The following is a 16,736-nucleotide window of genomic DNA, read 5'->3' as shown; positions in this document are numbered from 1 at the left end:
GGAAGGGAGCGTATTATATCAATGCTCATTCATTCAATGGATTGATATTCTAGATTTTAGTGTTGGACACAAATGGTTGAGCAAACTTAAAAATTATCGTTAATACTGTTATGAGATCATGTCAATAGCAGGTTGCCTATGGCGACAATGAAAGATGTGGCAGAGCGAGCAGGGGTCTCTATAGCGACAGTCAGTCGTGTGATTAATAATACGGCGTATGTGGACCCTGGCACTCGCGAACGTGTTGACCGGGCAATGCGCGATATCCATTATCAACATAATATCACCGCACAGCTATTGGCTAAACGGAGTGGGAGTATATTGGGTTTATTAACCGGAAATCTGTCAGACCCTTTTTTCGCCCGATTAGCAAAAGGCGTCGAGGAAGTGGCACGAAAGAACGGTTGCAGGTTAATGGTATGCAGTGGAGAACATCAAGCTGAGATTGAACAATCAGGATTGGATTTTTTAATTAACCAGGGCTGTGAAGCCATTGTGGCTCATATTACACGGATGAGTGAGCCGGACATATTACGTTATGCGGCGCATAATCCAGGATTGGTTTTGATTAATCGTTATTTACCGGGGATCGCAAATAAATGTGTGTGGCTGGATAATTTTAATGCCTCTCGATACGCCACCAAATACCTGCTGAAGAATGGACATAAGAATATCGCTTATGTGTCGGCTGATTTAATGATTGATGATCAACAACATCGACTTGAAGGTTATTTGTCCGCGATGAGATGTGCAGGAATTAAAGTTCCCCCCGAGTGGATTATCAGTGTGCCTTTTGATGAAGAAGGCGGTGAAGTTGCAGCACAAATACTTTTATCCAGCCAGAATGAATTTACAGCGGTCATGACCTTTAATAATGTGATGGCAGCGGGAATGATGAGTTTATGCCATAAAAGAAATATTCGTATACCAGAACAACTGTCAATAATCGGCTTTGATGATATTGCATTAGCCCGTTATCTTCACCCCGCCTTAACGACAATTCATTATCCCATCGAGAGAATGGCAAAAAGAGCCGCCACGCTTGCGCTGATATTGAAAGATAAAGGGAGTACCTCGCCGCGGGCCAATAAGTTCTCCGCTGAATTTATCGTGAGAAATTCTGTACTTTCTTTAGTTACAAAAGCGGAAATACGGCCCATTTAAGCGAAATAACGTGATCTGCATCACAAGTAAAAAACCCATGTAACAGTTTACATGAGACAGTATCGGCGCTCACATTCAATGCTTCATATATTAATTATCCTGTTGTAACGGAACGTTTCAACTGGAGCTTTACATGGACAACAAAAAGGATTTGGGCCTGGGACTGGCATTGCTACCGATTATTTCAATGTTGGCACTTTTGGTGATTGGGTATGGTCAGTTTGGTTTGCGTATTGAGCCTTTACTGCTTTTATCTGCTGGGGTGGCTGCTACCTTGGCGTTTTGGCAAGGGTATCATTGGAATGATATTATTGATTTGATAGTGGCGAAACTGGCTAAAGCGATGCCAGTGATCCTGATTTTAGTTTGTGTCGGGGGACTTATCGGTACGTGGATGATAAGTGGCACTATCCCTTATATGGTTTATTGGGGATTAAAACTGATTAGCCCCCAATACATTCTCATTACTGCCTTTTTTATCACCAGTGTTATCTCAGTGTGTACAGGCACGTCATGGGGGGCTGCGGGAACGGTGGGTGTCGCTTTAATGGGCGTCGCGGCAGGCTTGGATGTGCCATTAGCGGCGGCGGCTGGAGCCGTTGTTTCCGGTGCCTATTTTGGCGATAAAATTTCGCCCTTGTCGGATTCCACTAATTTTGCCGCGATTGTTGCTGATACGGAGCTTTACGGTCATATCAAGCACTTGATGTATACCACTCTCCCCAGTTTTGTCTTAGCCGCCATTGTGTATCTCATTGCAGGCCATTCAAGTTCAGTCGGGAGTTCTGCGACACCGGAAAAAGTCTCGGAAATCATACAGGCGCTGGAAGGTCTGTATGATTTCAATGCGATACTTATCTTTCCCGCCGCGTTGGTTCTTGCGGGGCGCTATCTCTAAATGGCCTGTCATTCCGGTGATGCTTGCCGGTTGCGTCTCAGCCATCGTGATCGCGGTTGCTCTGCAAGGCTTCAGTTTAAATCAGGGACTGGAAGCCTTGATGGATGGATTTAATGTGTCGATGTTTTCCGCTCAAGGACAAAACGTTACAGGGATCGTCAGTGATATTCCCCGCTTATTGAATCGGGGTGGGATGTTCTCAATGATGAGCACCATTCTTCTGGTGTTCTGCGCTTTTTCATTTGCCGGCGCATTAACATTAACGGGAGCACTGACTGTTATCATCAATCGGCTGCTTAAGATAGTTCATACTACGGGCCAACTTATCGCGGCAACGGTCGCGACGACTATCTTGGTTACTGGGGCCACCAGTGATGGAAAATTAGCCCTCCTTATTCCCGCTGAATTGTTCAAAGATGCCTATCGACGCATGGGGTTAGACACTAAGAACCTGTCAAGAACGGTTGAAGATGCGGGAACTGTCATTGAACCCTTAATTCCGTGGACAGCCGCCGGCATTTATATGGCGACCACATTGGGGGTCAGTACGTTAGATCTGTTGCCCTGGGCCATCCAGTGTTACGCCGCTGTCTTTTTTGCGCTGATATACGGATTCACTGGTTTTGGTATAGCGAAAGTGAAACCGGAGAACGTCGACAGCCATCAAGAGGTGCAGCATGAAACAGCCTAACTTTAATCAGGTTATCAATCGCCATAACACCTCATCGTTGAAGTGGGACTTCATCGACCAAAAACTTCAGTTAGATGGCACCGATTTGTTGCCAATGTGGGTATCAGATGTTGATTTTAAATGCCCAGATGAAGTCATACAGGCTTTGCATGCGCGTGTTGAGCATGGGGTGTTTGGTTACAGTGAGCGAGATGACGATTACTATCAGTCTGTGATGAATTGGTTTACCAGCAGACATCAGCTCGACATTGGTCGGGATTGGTTTACCACGATTGAGGGGGTTGTTCCTGGACTGGCTTTACTGGTCCAAATGTTGAGCGAACCCGGTGATAATATTGTTATTCAGGGGCCTTACTACGGTTCATTTGCCAATGTCATCACAATGAATCATCGCGTGTTAGTGGAAAACCCACTTCTGGAAAGCATCGATGGCTATCAGTTTGATTTTTGCCATCTGGAGGCGGTGTTTAAAACATCCAGTCCCAAATTATTAATACTCTGTAATCCCCATAACCCGACCGGAAGATGTTGGCGTCGTGACGAACTGGTCCCGTTACTGGACCTGTGTAAACAGTATAAGGTCATCGTCATTTCCGATGAAATTTGGGCTGACTTGACGTTGCCTGGAGAAAAATACACGTCAGTATTACATTTAGGCCACGAATACCATGACTCTATTATTGTCGCAACGTCAGCAAGCAAAACATTTGGTTTATCCTCACTCAGGATCGCCAATTTTTTAATTCCCAATCCCACTATTCGTCAAGCATTTATCAACCGACTGAATGCCCATGGATTGGATGTTTTTAATTCTTTATCGATGTCGGCGGCCACGGCGGCCTATCAATATAGTGGACAATGGTTGGATGCATTACAGATATATTTGGCAGATAACCGCCGTTGGCTTAAACAAAAGTTAGAGATTGTCGCGCCATGGTGTCGAATGGTTAACGCTGAGGGAACATATCTGGCCTGGTTAGATTGTCGTGCGTTGAAAATTAATCAGCATGAATTAAAGAATAGGCTTCTCTATCAAGCCAAAATGGCTGTTTCCATGGGGGAAAGTTTTGGTGTCATGGGAAAAGGTTATATCCGATTAAACTTAGGGTGTCCGCGTGAATATCTGGAGGTGGCCATCAAGGGATTATCTCTGTTGAATGAGTTTAGAACTAGGCGATAGTTAAAGTGTAACCTTTTATCGCCCTAAATAAATGTTGAGTTCACTGTCTAATAGGTTGGAATACTCCAGCCTATTATTTGATTTTTAACATTCAACTTTAGAATTTGTTAGTTTTAGCACCAAATAAACAACCTCTCTCGGAGCGGGAGGGGTTTCTGTGTGAGTAAAATTTTTATGCAGTCAACTGATGAATGGATTTTTATCATTCCATTCGTTTTTCGTGTGTGCTTTTTGTAGCGTGATGAATTTAACATTATTTCAATAAAATGAGCATTTATAAATAACTTATTTTTTAGGTGATAACTATTGCCTATTCAAACCAGGGAAAGAGAAGAGTCTGAACTTCGTTTAGAAGGGAGGGGCTTGTTTTCTAATTAATAACTGCATCTAAAGGATTTGATGTCAAAATGGTTTTCTCATACAAAATAATGACGATTTTGAATGCAATAAAAGATTGCGGAATAAATGTAACATTGCTATATTTTGAGTTATATGCAGATCATTTATTAATGTTATCGCATGACAATTTAAAAGAAGCGTTCATGCAAGGAGCGTCTAACTCCCTGCATGAACTAACCACACAACCCTCAGTGTAAGAGGCAGGTTATATGGCTATTCGCGATCCTATTGATCCGCATGAAAGATCACAAGCTTTTCATGAAGAATTTTTCCTACATCACATGGTAGGCGCGGAATCTTGGTATATCAAAGATTCTGAATCATGCTATGTGACAGCCAGTAAGTCATGGATTAAATTAATTTCTTTACCTATAGACATAACTTTAGCGGGTAAGAGAGGGCGCGATAACTTCTCTTTGATGTTCTCTCTTGAGCAAGAAATAAGCGCACATGAAAGGTATGTTATAGAAAGTGGTAATCCAATTGAATTATTAGTGATAAATAAATTTATTGAGGAAAGATGTTTCACTCCTCTTGTTTTTTTTATTAGAAAGTTCTCAACGAATATGACTATCACCAAAGTCATTCAACCATCAAACTTTAAAGTGGATCACTATCTTCTTGATTCTATATCAAACTTTTCTTTAATAAGAAGAGGTGAAAAACTATCAATTCACCATTTCATTGACTCTCTTTCAGAAAGGAATCCACTAAATATTTTCACCCAGCGAGAGTGGGATATTGGGTGGCTTCTACTTATGGGGTATACACACAAGGAAATATCGCATCACTTAGATATAAAAAAAGGTTATGTCGATAATATGGTTTTAAAAATTTACTCATCTTTAGGCAGTGGAGTTAATCGGGATATATTTATATTTATATCTACTTCGTTGAATTGGGGGCAATTCATCCCTGTAGTGTTTACTCATAAACCTAGAGTATTCAGGATACATAAAACACTGTTTATTTAATCAGTGCACAATGTACATCTTTTTAATAAATAAAAAGTATGAAACAATCAATCAGTGTTCACTGAAAAGATATATTTAACTTTTAAGTAACTTAACCAACACCAGGGAAATTTAGTATGGATGCCAAAAATAAAAAATATAAACCAATGTCTATACTTCTCGTGCTTAGCGCCGAGTCTAATAAGCTTTTGACTGAATCCGCTTTAAAGTCTGGACGGTCTAAACGCATCGAAGGCATGTTACGTATCGATCATAGTCTTAAGAATATCCCCTTTGTTGACGGAGACTACTGGGAGATTGCCCCTAATAATAAATCTGAATAATTTATTTTAGGATAATTCTTGCAAATAAAATTCTGTTATTCCCCGAAATAACAGCCGGGTAAGGCTTGCCTAAATTCAGGGTAAGTATTTTCCGTGCGGTAGCCATGTCTGTCTATCACCACGCTGGATATTTCTTTTTACAGGAATATCCACGGTGGAAATAGTTCTGCCGATGAAGTTTTTTATTATTTTATACGGAGATAAAAATGTCAGAAATTTCAATTATGAACGGGACCGATATCAAACCCGCTAAAAAAGGTTTATTGACTCGTTTGATGTCGGCAGCCAACAACAAAACCGCCAAAACATTGATGAAATACTTCGCTGCTCCTCTGGCGGTCTGGATGTGTGCACAAGGTTTTGCGCGCGCTGAAGACCTGGCGGCGGCGGGACGTACTGACGTGGAAGATACCTTTGGTACTAACTCCACCATGATGTACTACTTCATGATTGCGGAAGTGGTGTTGGTTTTCCTGCTGTACCTCAAAACCCATAACCCCGCGACGTTCTTGTTGATCCCTGTGTTCATCGTGGTCACCAAAGTTATCTTCTCAATGATTGGTGGCGGAGCCTAAGTCGCGTTCTCTGGATGAATGGTTATGAATGAGGATAAACACAGTCGTTATCAGTTTCCTCAGACATTCTCAGAACAACGCCGCATCATCGGCATACCGCTGGATGAAGCGATTGCAGCCCTAACCCCCCTCTGTTGGGGGGTTATTTATAATCATCACTTTGCTGGGATGATGATGGGCGCGGTGCTCTGGTTTGCGCTGAACTGGTTTAAGAAAGGACGCGGTTCTACCTGGTTGTACAACATGTGTTACTGGTATCTGCCGTCCTATTTATTCAACGGGATTTACAAAATTCTGCCCGACTCAAGCTACCGCTTGTGGTTAAAGTAACAGGAGACAAGGTATGGAATTGAGTGCACGTCGCTCAACCACAAAATTTGTTTCTCTGGTGTATATTCTTCTGCTGTTTTTTCTTGGATTAAGTCTTGCAGGCAACCTCTTTGCCTGGATGCAGATAGAGCGTCTCATTGACTCGCGGGAAGAAACCTATATTCCCATGATGTTTGATGCCCCGTTTAAGCTGTCACGCAACCATGCGGACAGTAATTATCTGCAAGCGACCGCCGAATCCTTTTTGTTCCTGCGACTCAATGTCACCCCTGAAAACGTTGCTGCGCAACACACCTCTCTGCTGAGGTTTTTCGCCTCAGAAGACCGCGTGGAAATGGCCAAAACCCTGAAAGAAGAAGAAACCCAGATAGTAACCAATAATGTGACCTCCGCTTTTTATGCCTCTGGATTTAAGGTTTATCCCGCCTCCGGCGTGATTGACATTCAAGGGGAACTCAAGACCTGGCTAGGCCATAAACCCTTGCCGCCAGAACCTAAACGCTATCGGCTGACACTTCACTATCAGAACGGTGTGACCCAGCTCAACAGTTTCAAGGAGATTGTCGATGCAAAAACGAAATAGCCCGCTTCAGTTATTGCTCGCCAGTGTGTGTGGCACGGTCCTGTGTGCTGCCGCACAGGCTAATGTTGCCCCGCAGCAAATCCCTTTTACGCCCGATGCTCAGGTCAATCTGGTGTTGAGTAACACGAACCCGAACATGCTGGTTGTGCCGGGTGACCGGATTGTCGCCATTGACAGCAATGAGGGCATGTTAGGGAACAGTAACGGGAAAACAGGGCAGCAAAATGGGGGCGTTGTTTTAACCACCTTGCAGGATAAACCCTTTACGTTTTATCTGCGTACCGAGGCGGGACAATCCCTGTCTGTGGTCGCAACCCCCCAAAAAAGCGCGGGCAGAACCTATCATTTGATGTCGCAGCGTCCGGTGAAACGTCCGGCGGCGCAGAAGTGGGAAACTTCACAACCTTATGTTTCCACATTGGTGGATATCCAAAAAGCCGTTTCTCGTGGTGACATCCCGCCCCATTTCACGGAAGGCCCAGCGACCCAATTACCGACGTTTATGACGTTGCCAGCGGTGTTACAAGCTCAACCTGAAACCATGTGGACGGGGGGCGAGCTGCGGGTATATCGCTATCGCGTGCGCAATATCGGGACTGTCGGTATGGCGCTGCCTGAGCGGCTTTTCTCTGCCCCCGGAGTCCGGTCAGTCATGATTTCGCCCTATACCGCCACGTTATTACCTTCCGGCCAGGCCACGGTCTTTATCACAATGTCGGCAGGATAAGGGGGGAGCATGGCGAATATTAATATCATCACCAAGCGAAAACAGAACCTGACGCTGTTCGCGGTAGGGGTAGGATTAACGCTGGTTGCCGGTGTGGGCTACTACCTGAGCCAACCGGCCCCAAAGTCGGTCAAGCAGAAAACCACCAAAGAGCCAGTGCCTGATATGACCGGTGTCGTCGATACCACCTTTGACAAAAAAATTGGTCAGAAAGCGATGGCCGATATCCAAAATACCGCGAACCAGGCCGATAAAAAAATCAGCAGTTTTGAAGCCCGCTTGAAAAAGTTGGAAGAAGAGAAACTCAGCAGTCAGGAGAAAATCGTCTCACAGGAAAATGAACTGCTTCAATTACGTTCACAGCTGGAGAGTGTATTAGGTGAGGATGGCGGCTCCCCCGCGGGGATGCCTCAACCCAACTTTGGTTCCAACAAGGGCGCGGTTCCCCCGCCAACGGCCTTTTATCCTCCAGGCAATGCACCTGCCAATTACCAGATATCGCCACAACCGCGTAATACGCTGTCTTCCATGACCATTTCTTATGATACGGACAAGGAAACGGGGCCGACATTGCCGTATGTCCCTTCAGGGAGTTTTGCCACGGCCGACATCATTGAAGGGGCAGACACCAATGCGTCGGTCACGGGCAGCAGTGACCCGTCGCCCATGCAGTTCCGGCTCACCGGCAAAATCATCATGCCGAATGACCGTGAGTATGATGCGAGAGGCTGCATGGTCACCGCAGCAGGGTATGGCGATATCTCCAGTGAACGGGCGTTGATCCGCACGCAAAACCTGTCCTGCCACCTGAACGGTAAAACGGTCGATATCCCCTTTAAGGGACACGTCTCTTTTGCCGGTAAAAATGGCATCAAAGGCGAGCCGGTCATGCGTAATGGCAAGATCATTGGTTGGGCGTTTGCCGCCGGTGCGGTGGACGGGATAGGCAACGGTGTGGCCAATGTGGGGAGCCAAACGGTAGGGCTGGGCGCAGTGGCCAGCACCAGCGGTTCGGATGTTGCCCGTGGAGCCTTGGGGGGCGGTGCTTCTCAGGTCGGTAAAACCCTCAGTGATTATTACATCAAGCGGGCGGAGCAATACCATCCGGTGATCCCTATCGGGGCGGGTGCTGAAGTGACCGTGGTCTTTCAGGAAGGGTTCCAGTTGAAGTATGTGGAGGATAAACCGAAAAAAACCACGCCAACAGAACAGGCTAAAGAGGTGGCCAATACCGGCATTACCGTTACGGCCGATGCCCTGAGAGACATCAATATGGGCGACTATATTCCCAAATCGGCACCGTAGTCACCGCTCGACATCCTATTTTTATTCTGCCTGTAAGGGATCAGATCATGCAAAACACAATAGCAGCCGTACCGGTTAAGCGCGACACACTGGGTTACTGGACTCACCCTGATTTTTTCACACCGGCCAATGGCAGTGAATTGGGTGTGGACGGTGAGTTTGATGCCTGGCTGCAAAAAAATCACCTCCGTGCCTGGCACACCTTTATGACCGATGAAGATGATAGTGAGGAGTCAATGTATCAAGTCTATGAAAAGAGTGGCCAAGGCGATTGCAGCCACTGGACACCCTCAGAGGCGGTGGGCAAAGGCTGGTTTATGGCCTCCATTCATGACAGTGACTATGGCCCCGTCTGTGTCTGGTTAAGGCGCAATAACGCTGACGCAGTATCAGATGAATTATCCTCTCTATCAGACAAAACTCGCGGGAGTGAAAAATAATGAAAAACATCCTTTTGACTCCCTTATTCGCAAGTGTGCTGCTACTGACCGGGTGCGTCGGGATGAACAGTGATTTTACCTGTAACGAAACCGTACAAGATCAGTGTATGACCATGGAACAAGCCAACAGCAAAGCCCGTTTTAAGCAAGAGGGGGCAGCGGTCGTCAAGGGAAAGCCGGTTTCGCCGGTGGCATTACCGGCTGTCGTTAACCCACAATCTTCACCTGCGCCAGTGACATCTCGCGCGGTGCCTGCGACTCATTCGTCATCGTTGCTGAAAACCCCGACCGTTCCGGCTACCACTCACGCTCAAGCAAATACCATTGCTCAGATGAAACCGACCGTCACGGCACTGCGTCCGAGTGTTACCCCTCAAGCCGTGACGGCGTATCGGGACACGTACAGCGATATCGGGATGGTGCCGCCTGTGCGACAAAATGCCACGACATCTCGTCTGTGGATCGCCGCCTGGGTCGATGAACATGACACCTATCATCAACCTTCCGTCGTGTCCTTTGTGGTCACGCCGTCTCACTGGGCCGGCGCAGGAGCCGCTCAATGAACATTGAAAATTTGTTCTCCGGTTTGTTAGGCGACTGGCGTAAGCCGGACGGGGCCAACAAGGCCAATCAGCAACTCGAAGAAATGGACTATCCGCAGTTCAGCAGTCTGTTGAAATACCGCATGTATGATCGCGAATCCGGGTTATTCATCAATGATAAAACCGTGGGCTTTGTACTGGAGTGTGCCCCGTTGGTGGGGGCCAATGAAAATATTGTTGAAGCATTAGATCACTTTCTACGCAATAAATTACCGCGCAAAACCCCGCTGACTTTTACGCTATTGGGGAGTAAATGTGTCAGCCATTTACTGGCATACGGGTTGTCGGATGCCAGTTGGACAGGCCCGATGCGCGATAAATTCAACCTTATCACTCAGGCGTATTACGAAAGTGGTGCCCTGAATGGCTTGCCGAATAAAAAAGATTATCCCTTAACACTGCGTCACTACCGGTTGTTTGTCAGTTACGCCGAAGAACACAGCCATCCGAACGAGAGTACCCTTCAGGGTATTCAACAGACACTCAGCGCTATCCAACAGGCGCTGAATGCCGCTCAACTGTTCTCCCGCGAGCTGGATGCGCAGGCGCTGTTGTCCGTGGTACACGAAATGGCCAACTTCCGGCATGACCAGATATCGCCCTCCTCGGTTAAATACAACCCCTATGAAGAAATCAATATCCAGTGTGTCGACCGTTCCATCAATCTGGACATCCAGGCTGACCATATCGTGCAGAGCCTGTCCTCGGCGTCGGGGCGTCAAACGACCCGCATCAAGAGTTTTATGCTCGAGAAGAACCCGGATAAGTTCTTTCTCTGGCAGCAGGGTGACAATATCAGCCGTTTGCTGGACCCGACATCGAGTATCCCCTGCCCGTTTGTCATGACGCTGACGGTCGAAGTGGAGGGGCAACAATCGGCTCAGAACGAGGCCAACGCCAAGTTTATCAGTCTGGATAAAAAGGCCAACTCCGCCTTTGCCAAATGGGTGCCGGGCGTTAAAGATGCCTATAAAGAGTGGGGCGGATCTCGTGAACGCCTGAATAAAAATCAGACCTCACTGGCCCGTTACTTTTTCAACATCACGTTATTTAACGAAGATAATGACGCTATCGCGCAGAAAAATGAAAATGCGGTGCTCAATACCTACCGTAATAATGGATTATCGCTGTTTAGCCCCACGTTTATGCAGATTAGAAACTACCTCAGTCTCTTCCCGTTTCTCCCACAAGAAGGGCTTTGGAGCGACCTGAAACGGACGGGGGCGACCCTTCGGGCTGAAGCGTTTCATGTGGCCAATATGTTCCCCATCATCGGTGATAATCGGGGCAATGCCAAAGGTCTGCCTATTCCGTCTTACCGTCACCAGCTCGCGTTCCTGAACCTGTTTGACCAACAATCTCCCTACGGTAACGATAACTACAATCTGGCGATTGCCGGTTATTCCGGCAGCGGGAAGTCGTTTCTGATGCAGTCGATTATCCGACAAATCCTCGACAGTGGGGGACGGTGCTGGGTCTTTGATATGGGGGACTCATACAAAGGATTGTGCACCAACGTGGGCGGTGTCTATCTGGACGCCACTGAATTGAGATTCAATCCGTTTGCCAACATTGTCGATATTGGCGAGTCCGCAGAGAGTATCCGTAACTTACTGGTTGTGTTAGCTAACCCGTCAGGGGATATGGATGACACCCATCAGGCCATCATGCTGAAAGCCGTGCACGAAGTCTGGAAGAATAAGGGAAATGCGGCGCTGATTGATGATGTGGTGGATTACATTAAACAAGAGATTAAAACAGGGGATTACAAAGACTCCATCACCGTGCGGGGACGCATGGAAGAGATTGTTATCTCACTGGATAAATACACCACTGGGGGGATTTACGGCGATTACTTCAACAGTGCGAAACCGTCACTGGATGATGAGGTCAGATTCTCCGTCTTGGAAATGGGGAAATTGCAGAACAAGCCCGATTTGCTGGCGGCCATCATGTTCTCGATGATGATCTACGTTGAGCAGCGTATGTATCTTGCGCCGCGCAATGAAATCAAGGCGTGCGTGATTGATGAAGCCTGGAAACTACTGTCCAACGACAACAAACGGGCGGAATCCTTCATCGAAGATGGCTACCGAACGGCCCGTAAATATCTGGGGGCCTATATCACCATCTCACAGGGGATAGAGGATTTTGACGGCGATAAAGCCAGTGGCGCGGCGCAAGCCGGTTGGGGTAACTCGTCGTTTAAAATCATCATGCGCCAGGACATCGACACGTTCAAGAAATACAACCTCAGAAACAAGGGGCAATTCAATCAGCTTGAACAGGCTCTGATTGAACATTTCCCGCCCGCCAAACACTCTGGTTTTAGTGCCTTTATGCTGCGTGTCGGCGGACAGTCCACCTTCCATCGTCTGATGCTCGACCCGCTAAGCCGGGCCATGTGTTCATCCAATGGCGACGACTTTGAATTTCGTGAGCAGTGTCTGCGGGAGGGGATGGACATTGACAGTACGATTTACCAACTGGCACTCAAAGAATACCCCGAAGAAATGGCCAGATTGGAAGCCTGGGGCAAAACCCTTTAACTCATCGCATGATTAACAGGAGGTCCTATCCATGAATGCTGAAACCACCCCTGATGAAATACTCCCTGACCGTAAAGTTAAACGCAGTAAACGGCGTAATCGCTGTCTTCGACAGGTCGCCATAGTGGCATTTTGTATGCTGTGTCTGAATACCGGCGTCACACTCTTGGTGAATCAGTGGCTGACACCGAAAACCGTCACTTTTGATATGAAAGGCACCATTGATAATTTCATGACCCAAATGACCGCCAAGGCCCTGAGTGAAGAAACCACGCACGTCTTAACGCGCCGTTTTAACGAGGCTTTGGTGGGGAGTCTGGACGAGTACCAACGCAATCACCGTGCCATTGTCCTGGTCAGTTCTGCGGTGGTCAGTGGGGCGGAAGATGTCACTGAAGATATTCAGGCGGTTATCGCGACCCGTATGGCGGGAGGGCAGTAATGCTGACGGCGCGAATGAAAAAGCAAAAAGTCAGACAACTGAATGATATCGTAGCCACCATTCACATGAGCAGAGAAGGTGCGACCCCACCGAGAATGACTCAGGCCACGGTATACCTCTTCTGGAGTAGCATCATGATACATGCTGTCTATGTGTTGTATTCCTCCGCCCCGCTCTATGTCTATGCAGTGCCCGTGCTGGTTTTTATTCTGGTGCTCAAATATGGTTGGAAAAGCAAAAGCTGGCTGGATGATATTCGGGAAAAGTTGCAACGATATGACCCCGTAGACAAAGCGGCTTATCAGCGGTTGCAAGAAACCCTCGACAATCCCCATAGCTATTATGCTGATACTATTCTCGATTGGGTGCGTTGGGAGCGTTATCAGATTTCGAACATCATTATTTAATTCCTTTATTATTTGAAATTAAACCATTCAGGATATCCGATGAAATCCATTATATTAGGCCTTGCTGTTTTTATTTCTCATTGCGCGGCGGCTAACATTCCACAACCTCATGACTTTCTAGCGTCCCCGCCGATGAATGAAACCGTCAAAATAGAGCCTCGACAATTTTTAAAACAAGTTGGGGAGCATTTAAAAGGCAATGAACGAGGAAGTACTCAACAAGAACGTCTGTTTGCACTCATTGAGAAAATATCAATCAGCGTTGACATTATTCGTGATGCAACGCTTCGTCATAGTGAATACTGTTTATTTGATGGTAGGGCTTATTCATTGGGGGCTATTCATCAGAGTATGACGATAGAATGCCGTAAATATCATGATGGCGTGTATTACTGGTCGAAATAAACCTTTTATATCTCTCTCTTATTTTTTTGATCTACAAGGAGGTTTTAATGCCCGATATGGCTGACGTTGCACAAGAGTACACCGATATCCAACTTCATCATGCACTGACAAACATTCGCGCGCCACTGAAAGTACCCAGCCTCAGCGCTTGCCAATACTGCAATGCATCTATCCCGCCAGCACGGCAAGCGTTAGGCGGCGTGACAACCTGTGTGACGTGTCAGGAACGGTGGGAGTTGACACAGCGTACTGTTCTCGGCGGTAAAATCAGGTATTAACCTGATATTGGTGTCAGGGGATGACCTGTATTTTCATTATTTCAGTATTTTTTTCAAGTAACCCACACTAAGAGGTATTAACGATGTTAACTGAATTAACGGACCTGGGTATGCGTATGACGCGTCAGAATATTGTTGCTGATAAGCTGCTCCGTAATGAACACTGGCGAGAAACCTTCGTAGAGTTGTCCGTGCGCGGCAGAAAAGACGGCATCCAATTTTATTACCCTGTCGATAAACCTGATATTGATGTGGTTGATTTGTTACTGTTTTATGACTTCTCACAGGAGCAAGTTCGGATATTTATGCATCATGTTATTAGCGTGCCGGGACACACCATTCGGTATTTTCAGGATAAGACGAAAAGCAGTCACTTATTTCATTATGATGACAGTTTAGCCTGTATTGTTTTGAATTAATGTTTTCCTGGCTTGCTCTCTTTGCACTTAATCTCTCGATGGAATTATGTCTAATATTTTGAGATGGTTTTTATTTGCGTTGGGGTTAATCAATAATGAAAAATACTCAACTTAAGCGAACGACAGTCGCAATGTTCTACTTGTTAGCGTTATTACTTCTATTAGGACTATCATCGTTAATGCCGCTAATATATGACGCACCTCCCGATATCGAAAGCATGTATTGGCGGATGTTGTGTTTTGTTGCCCTGGTTTCTATTACCCCTATGGGGCTGTACTTATTGGCGTTATTCATTGTTCATTTGTTAGGTAAGAAATAGCCTTCACTGCTCTGAGTTACCCTTGCGACGAAAATATCTTTTATTTTTCTGATGACATCTCTGGTCATCAAGTCATTTGTTTTATTGAAATGGCAACGCCCTCTTTATTACGAGTCAATTATCATGCGTCTATTTATTGCCATCACACTTCTGTGTTGTCCGCTACTCACCAGCGCCCGTGATTTAGGTAAATGGGGCGATATTTATCCGGTGCAGGAGCAGAGTTTTTTAAACCTGATACAACAACGTTTGGGGGCGCTGGAGAAAAGCGGTGAAATGGCTGAACTCCAACAGCGTTTCAAAGATAACGTCATCGAGAACACCCTGCGACCACCTGCGGTGCAGGGACTCAGCACAGACACACAATCCCATACGCTGTGGTATGACCCGACCTTTACCGTCGGTCAAACGCTCAGTGACCCCAAAGGCACCGTTTTTGCGCGTCAAGGGGACAAAATCAACCCACTTGATACCGTTCCACTCAACAGTACGTTGTATTTTATCGATGCTGACGACCCGCGCCAGATAACGTGGATGAAAGCGCAAAAGCCATCCACGGTGAGCTACAAGATCATTTTGGTCAATGGCAACATCAAAACAGCCACCGAAATACTCAATACTCGCATCTATTTTGATCAGGGCGGTGAACTGACCCGCCGCTTTGGTCTGACCCATGTCCCTGCGACCTTAACGCAGGATAACAAACGGCTGAAAATTATCAGCGCCCCGATGCAGGAGAACCGCTAATGGCCTGGCGTCGATGGCTGATGGCCTGTTTGTTCCTCTTTCCCGGACTGGCCAACGCCGATGTCATGTGCGAGGGGCGCTTTGTTAACCCGATCACCGATATCTGCTGGGAGTGCATTTTCCCCCTGAGTATCGGCAATATCCAGATTGCCTCGGGACCGGCGGCGGATACTGAAAACCCCTCCAATCCCATCCAGATATGCCCGATGGGCATACTGTACCGCGTGGGGCTGGCTATCGGTTACTGGGAACCCTTTGCACTGACGGATGTGACCCTTTCCCCTTACTGCATGGTGAATTTGGGCGGGTTTAATCTCAATGTCGGCAAAGTCGGCACCGGCATGGCCGGGCAAAGTGACAAGACGGCAGCGGGGGCGATGTATCACGTTCACTGGTACAAATACCCGCTCACCTACTGGCTGAACATCATTACTTCGGTGGGCTGTTTGCAAACGGGTGATATGGATATCGGCTATCTCTCAGAGCTGGACCCCATGTGGGACGACGACACGCTCTCTCTTATCATCAATCCGGAAGCACTGCTGTTTGGCAATCCGATTGCACAGGCAGCCTGCGCCGCTGATGCCGTGGCGGCGAGCTGGAAACCCATCAATGCGTTGTTCTGGTGTGCCGGTGCGCACGGCAGTATGTATCCCTTTACCGGCTTTGCTTCCGACGAATTTAGCCAGCAACAAACGTCCATCCTGCTCTCTGAGCGCATGGCCTTCAAGCTGCACCGGCAGGGGTTGATCATGAACAGCGTCGGCCAAAATAACGCCGTGTGTTTTGAGTACCCGTCGCCCATCATCCCCAAAGATCGCTACCGCTATCAGATGGTCAATATGCATGCCGATGCCCGGATGTGTCACCCCTTTGGCCGCACGGTCATGAGCTGGGAAGCCGGTCATACCACGCCCGCCAGTCGCAAAAACTTCGGTTATCTCATCTGGCGTAAACGTAATTGCGTCTTTTTATAAA

Annotated in this window: 19 protein-coding genes and 1 pseudogene; all 20 read left to right on the top strand. The window is 47.0% G+C overall.

The annotated features are described in order from the left end of the window. Nucleotides 1-138 precede the first annotated feature (138 nt). The 20 genes and pseudogenes from BN68_RS22380 to traU all read left to right on the top strand — a co-directional run bounded on the left by BN68_RS22380 (nucleotide 139) and on the right by traU (nucleotide 16,735). Entirely contained in the window at nucleotides 139-1,164 is a 1,026-nt protein-coding gene (locus BN68_RS22380; RefSeq protein ID WP_019213396.1) for a LacI family DNA-binding transcriptional regulator, read from the top strand. Nucleotides 1,165-1,297: 133 nt separating this feature from the next. Next, nucleotides 1,298-2,753, top strand: a pseudogene (gene nhaC / locus BN68_RS22375) (Na+/H+ antiporter NhaC). Continuing rightward, entirely contained in the window at nucleotides 2,740-3,933 is a 1,194-nt protein-coding gene (locus tag BN68_RS22370) for a MalY/PatB family protein (RefSeq protein ID WP_019213395.1), read from the top strand. The pseudogene nhaC and the gene BN68_RS22370 overlap by 14 nt, the downstream one beginning before the upstream one ends. 608 nt (nucleotides 3,934-4,541) lie before the next feature. After that, nucleotides 4,542-5,306, top strand: coding sequence for a helix-turn-helix transcriptional regulator (locus BN68_RS22365; protein ID WP_019213394.1), 765 nt, complete (start codon nucleotides 4,542-4,544; stop codon nucleotides 5,304-5,306). A 116-nt stretch (nucleotides 5,307-5,422) separates the two neighbouring features. Next, a complete protein-coding gene (locus BN68_RS22360; RefSeq protein WP_019213393.1) occupies nucleotides 5,423-5,629 on the top strand; it encodes a TraY domain-containing protein in 207 nt (68 codons plus the stop codon). 206 nt (nucleotides 5,630-5,835) lie between these two features. Further along, on the top strand, nucleotides 5,836-6,204 hold the full coding sequence (locus BN68_RS22355) for a type IV conjugative transfer system pilin TraA (RefSeq protein ID WP_019213392.1): 369 nt from the start codon (nucleotides 5,836-5,838) through the stop codon (nucleotides 6,202-6,204). Nucleotides 6,205-6,228: 24 nt separating this feature from the next. Next, nucleotides 6,229-6,534, top strand: coding sequence for a type IV conjugative transfer system protein TraL (traL, locus tag BN68_RS22350; protein WP_019213391.1), 306 nt, complete (start codon nucleotides 6,229-6,231; stop codon nucleotides 6,532-6,534). Nucleotides 6,535-6,547: 13 nt separating this feature from the next. Then, on the top strand, nucleotides 6,548-7,117 hold the full coding sequence (gene traE, locus BN68_RS22345; RefSeq protein WP_019213390.1) for a type IV conjugative transfer system protein TraE: 570 nt from the start codon (nucleotides 6,548-6,550) through the stop codon (nucleotides 7,115-7,117). Beyond that, entirely contained in the window at nucleotides 7,101-7,844 is a 744-nt protein-coding gene (gene traK, locus BN68_RS22340) for a type-F conjugative transfer system secretin TraK (protein WP_019213389.1), read from the top strand. The genes traE and traK overlap by 17 nt, the downstream gene beginning before the upstream one ends. A 9-nt stretch (nucleotides 7,845-7,853) precedes the next feature. Next, entirely contained in the window at nucleotides 7,854-9,149 is a 1,296-nt protein-coding gene (traB, locus tag BN68_RS22335; RefSeq protein ID WP_019213388.1) for an F-type conjugal transfer pilus assembly protein TraB, read from the top strand. Between the two features lie 47 nt (nucleotides 9,150-9,196). Further along, complete coding sequence (locus BN68_RS22330) at nucleotides 9,197-9,589, top strand: hypothetical protein (RefSeq protein WP_019213387.1); 393 nt, start codon at nucleotides 9,197-9,199, stop codon at nucleotides 9,587-9,589. Next, the gene (gene traV, locus BN68_RS22325) at nucleotides 9,589-10,152 is read left to right on the top strand and encodes a type IV conjugative transfer system lipoprotein TraV (RefSeq protein ID WP_019213386.1); all 564 of its coding nucleotides are present in this window, start codon (nucleotides 9,589-9,591) and stop codon (nucleotides 10,150-10,152) included. Before BN68_RS22330 ends, traV begins: the two co-directional genes overlap by 1 nt. Further along, the gene (traC, locus tag BN68_RS22320) at nucleotides 10,149-12,740 is read left to right on the top strand and encodes a type IV secretion system protein TraC (protein ID WP_019213385.1); all 2,592 of its coding nucleotides are present in this window, start codon (nucleotides 10,149-10,151) and stop codon (nucleotides 12,738-12,740) included. Before traV ends, traC begins: the two co-directional genes overlap by 4 nt. Nucleotides 12,741-12,771: 31 nt before the next feature. Next, nucleotides 12,772-13,182: a type-F conjugative transfer system protein TrbI gene (gene trbI, locus BN68_RS22315; protein ID WP_019213384.1), complete on the top strand. Its 411-nt coding sequence runs from the start codon at nucleotides 12,772-12,774 to the stop codon at nucleotides 13,180-13,182. After that, complete coding sequence (locus tag BN68_RS22310) at nucleotides 13,182-13,589, top strand: hypothetical protein (RefSeq protein WP_019213383.1); 408 nt, start codon at nucleotides 13,182-13,184, stop codon at nucleotides 13,587-13,589. Before trbI ends, BN68_RS22310 begins: the two co-directional genes overlap by 1 nt. 39 nt (nucleotides 13,590-13,628) lie before the next feature. Beyond that, entirely contained in the window at nucleotides 13,629-13,994 is a 366-nt protein-coding gene (locus tag BN68_RS22305; RefSeq protein WP_019213382.1) for a hypothetical protein, read from the top strand. Nucleotides 13,995-14,041: 47 nt separating this feature from the next. Then, nucleotides 14,042-14,272, top strand: coding sequence for a TraR/DksA C4-type zinc finger protein (locus BN68_RS22300; protein WP_019213381.1), 231 nt, complete (start codon nucleotides 14,042-14,044; stop codon nucleotides 14,270-14,272). Nucleotides 14,273-14,355: 83 nt separating this feature from the next. Then, a complete protein-coding gene (locus BN68_RS22295) occupies nucleotides 14,356-14,691 on the top strand; it encodes a hypothetical protein (protein ID WP_019213380.1) in 336 nt (111 codons plus the stop codon). A 443-nt stretch (nucleotides 14,692-15,134) separates the two neighbouring features. Beyond that, complete coding sequence (traW, locus tag BN68_RS22290) at nucleotides 15,135-15,758, top strand: type-F conjugative transfer system protein TraW (protein ID WP_145566355.1); 624 nt, start codon at nucleotides 15,135-15,137, stop codon at nucleotides 15,756-15,758. Next, nucleotides 15,758-16,735 (top strand): conjugal transfer pilus assembly protein TraU, encoded by a 978-nt coding sequence (traU, locus tag BN68_RS22285; RefSeq protein ID WP_019213377.1) that lies wholly within the window; start codon nucleotides 15,758-15,760, stop codon nucleotides 16,733-16,735. Before traW ends, traU begins: the two co-directional genes overlap by 1 nt. Nucleotide 16,736 lies beyond the last annotated feature (1 nt).

This window comes from Yersinia massiliensis CCUG 53443 (assembly GCF_000312485.1).
Taxonomy (GTDB): domain Bacteria; phylum Pseudomonadota; class Gammaproteobacteria; order Enterobacterales; family Enterobacteriaceae; genus Yersinia; species Yersinia massiliensis.
Note: the sequence above shows the minus strand (reverse complement) of the source record. Positions and strands in the feature narration are given on the sequence as shown.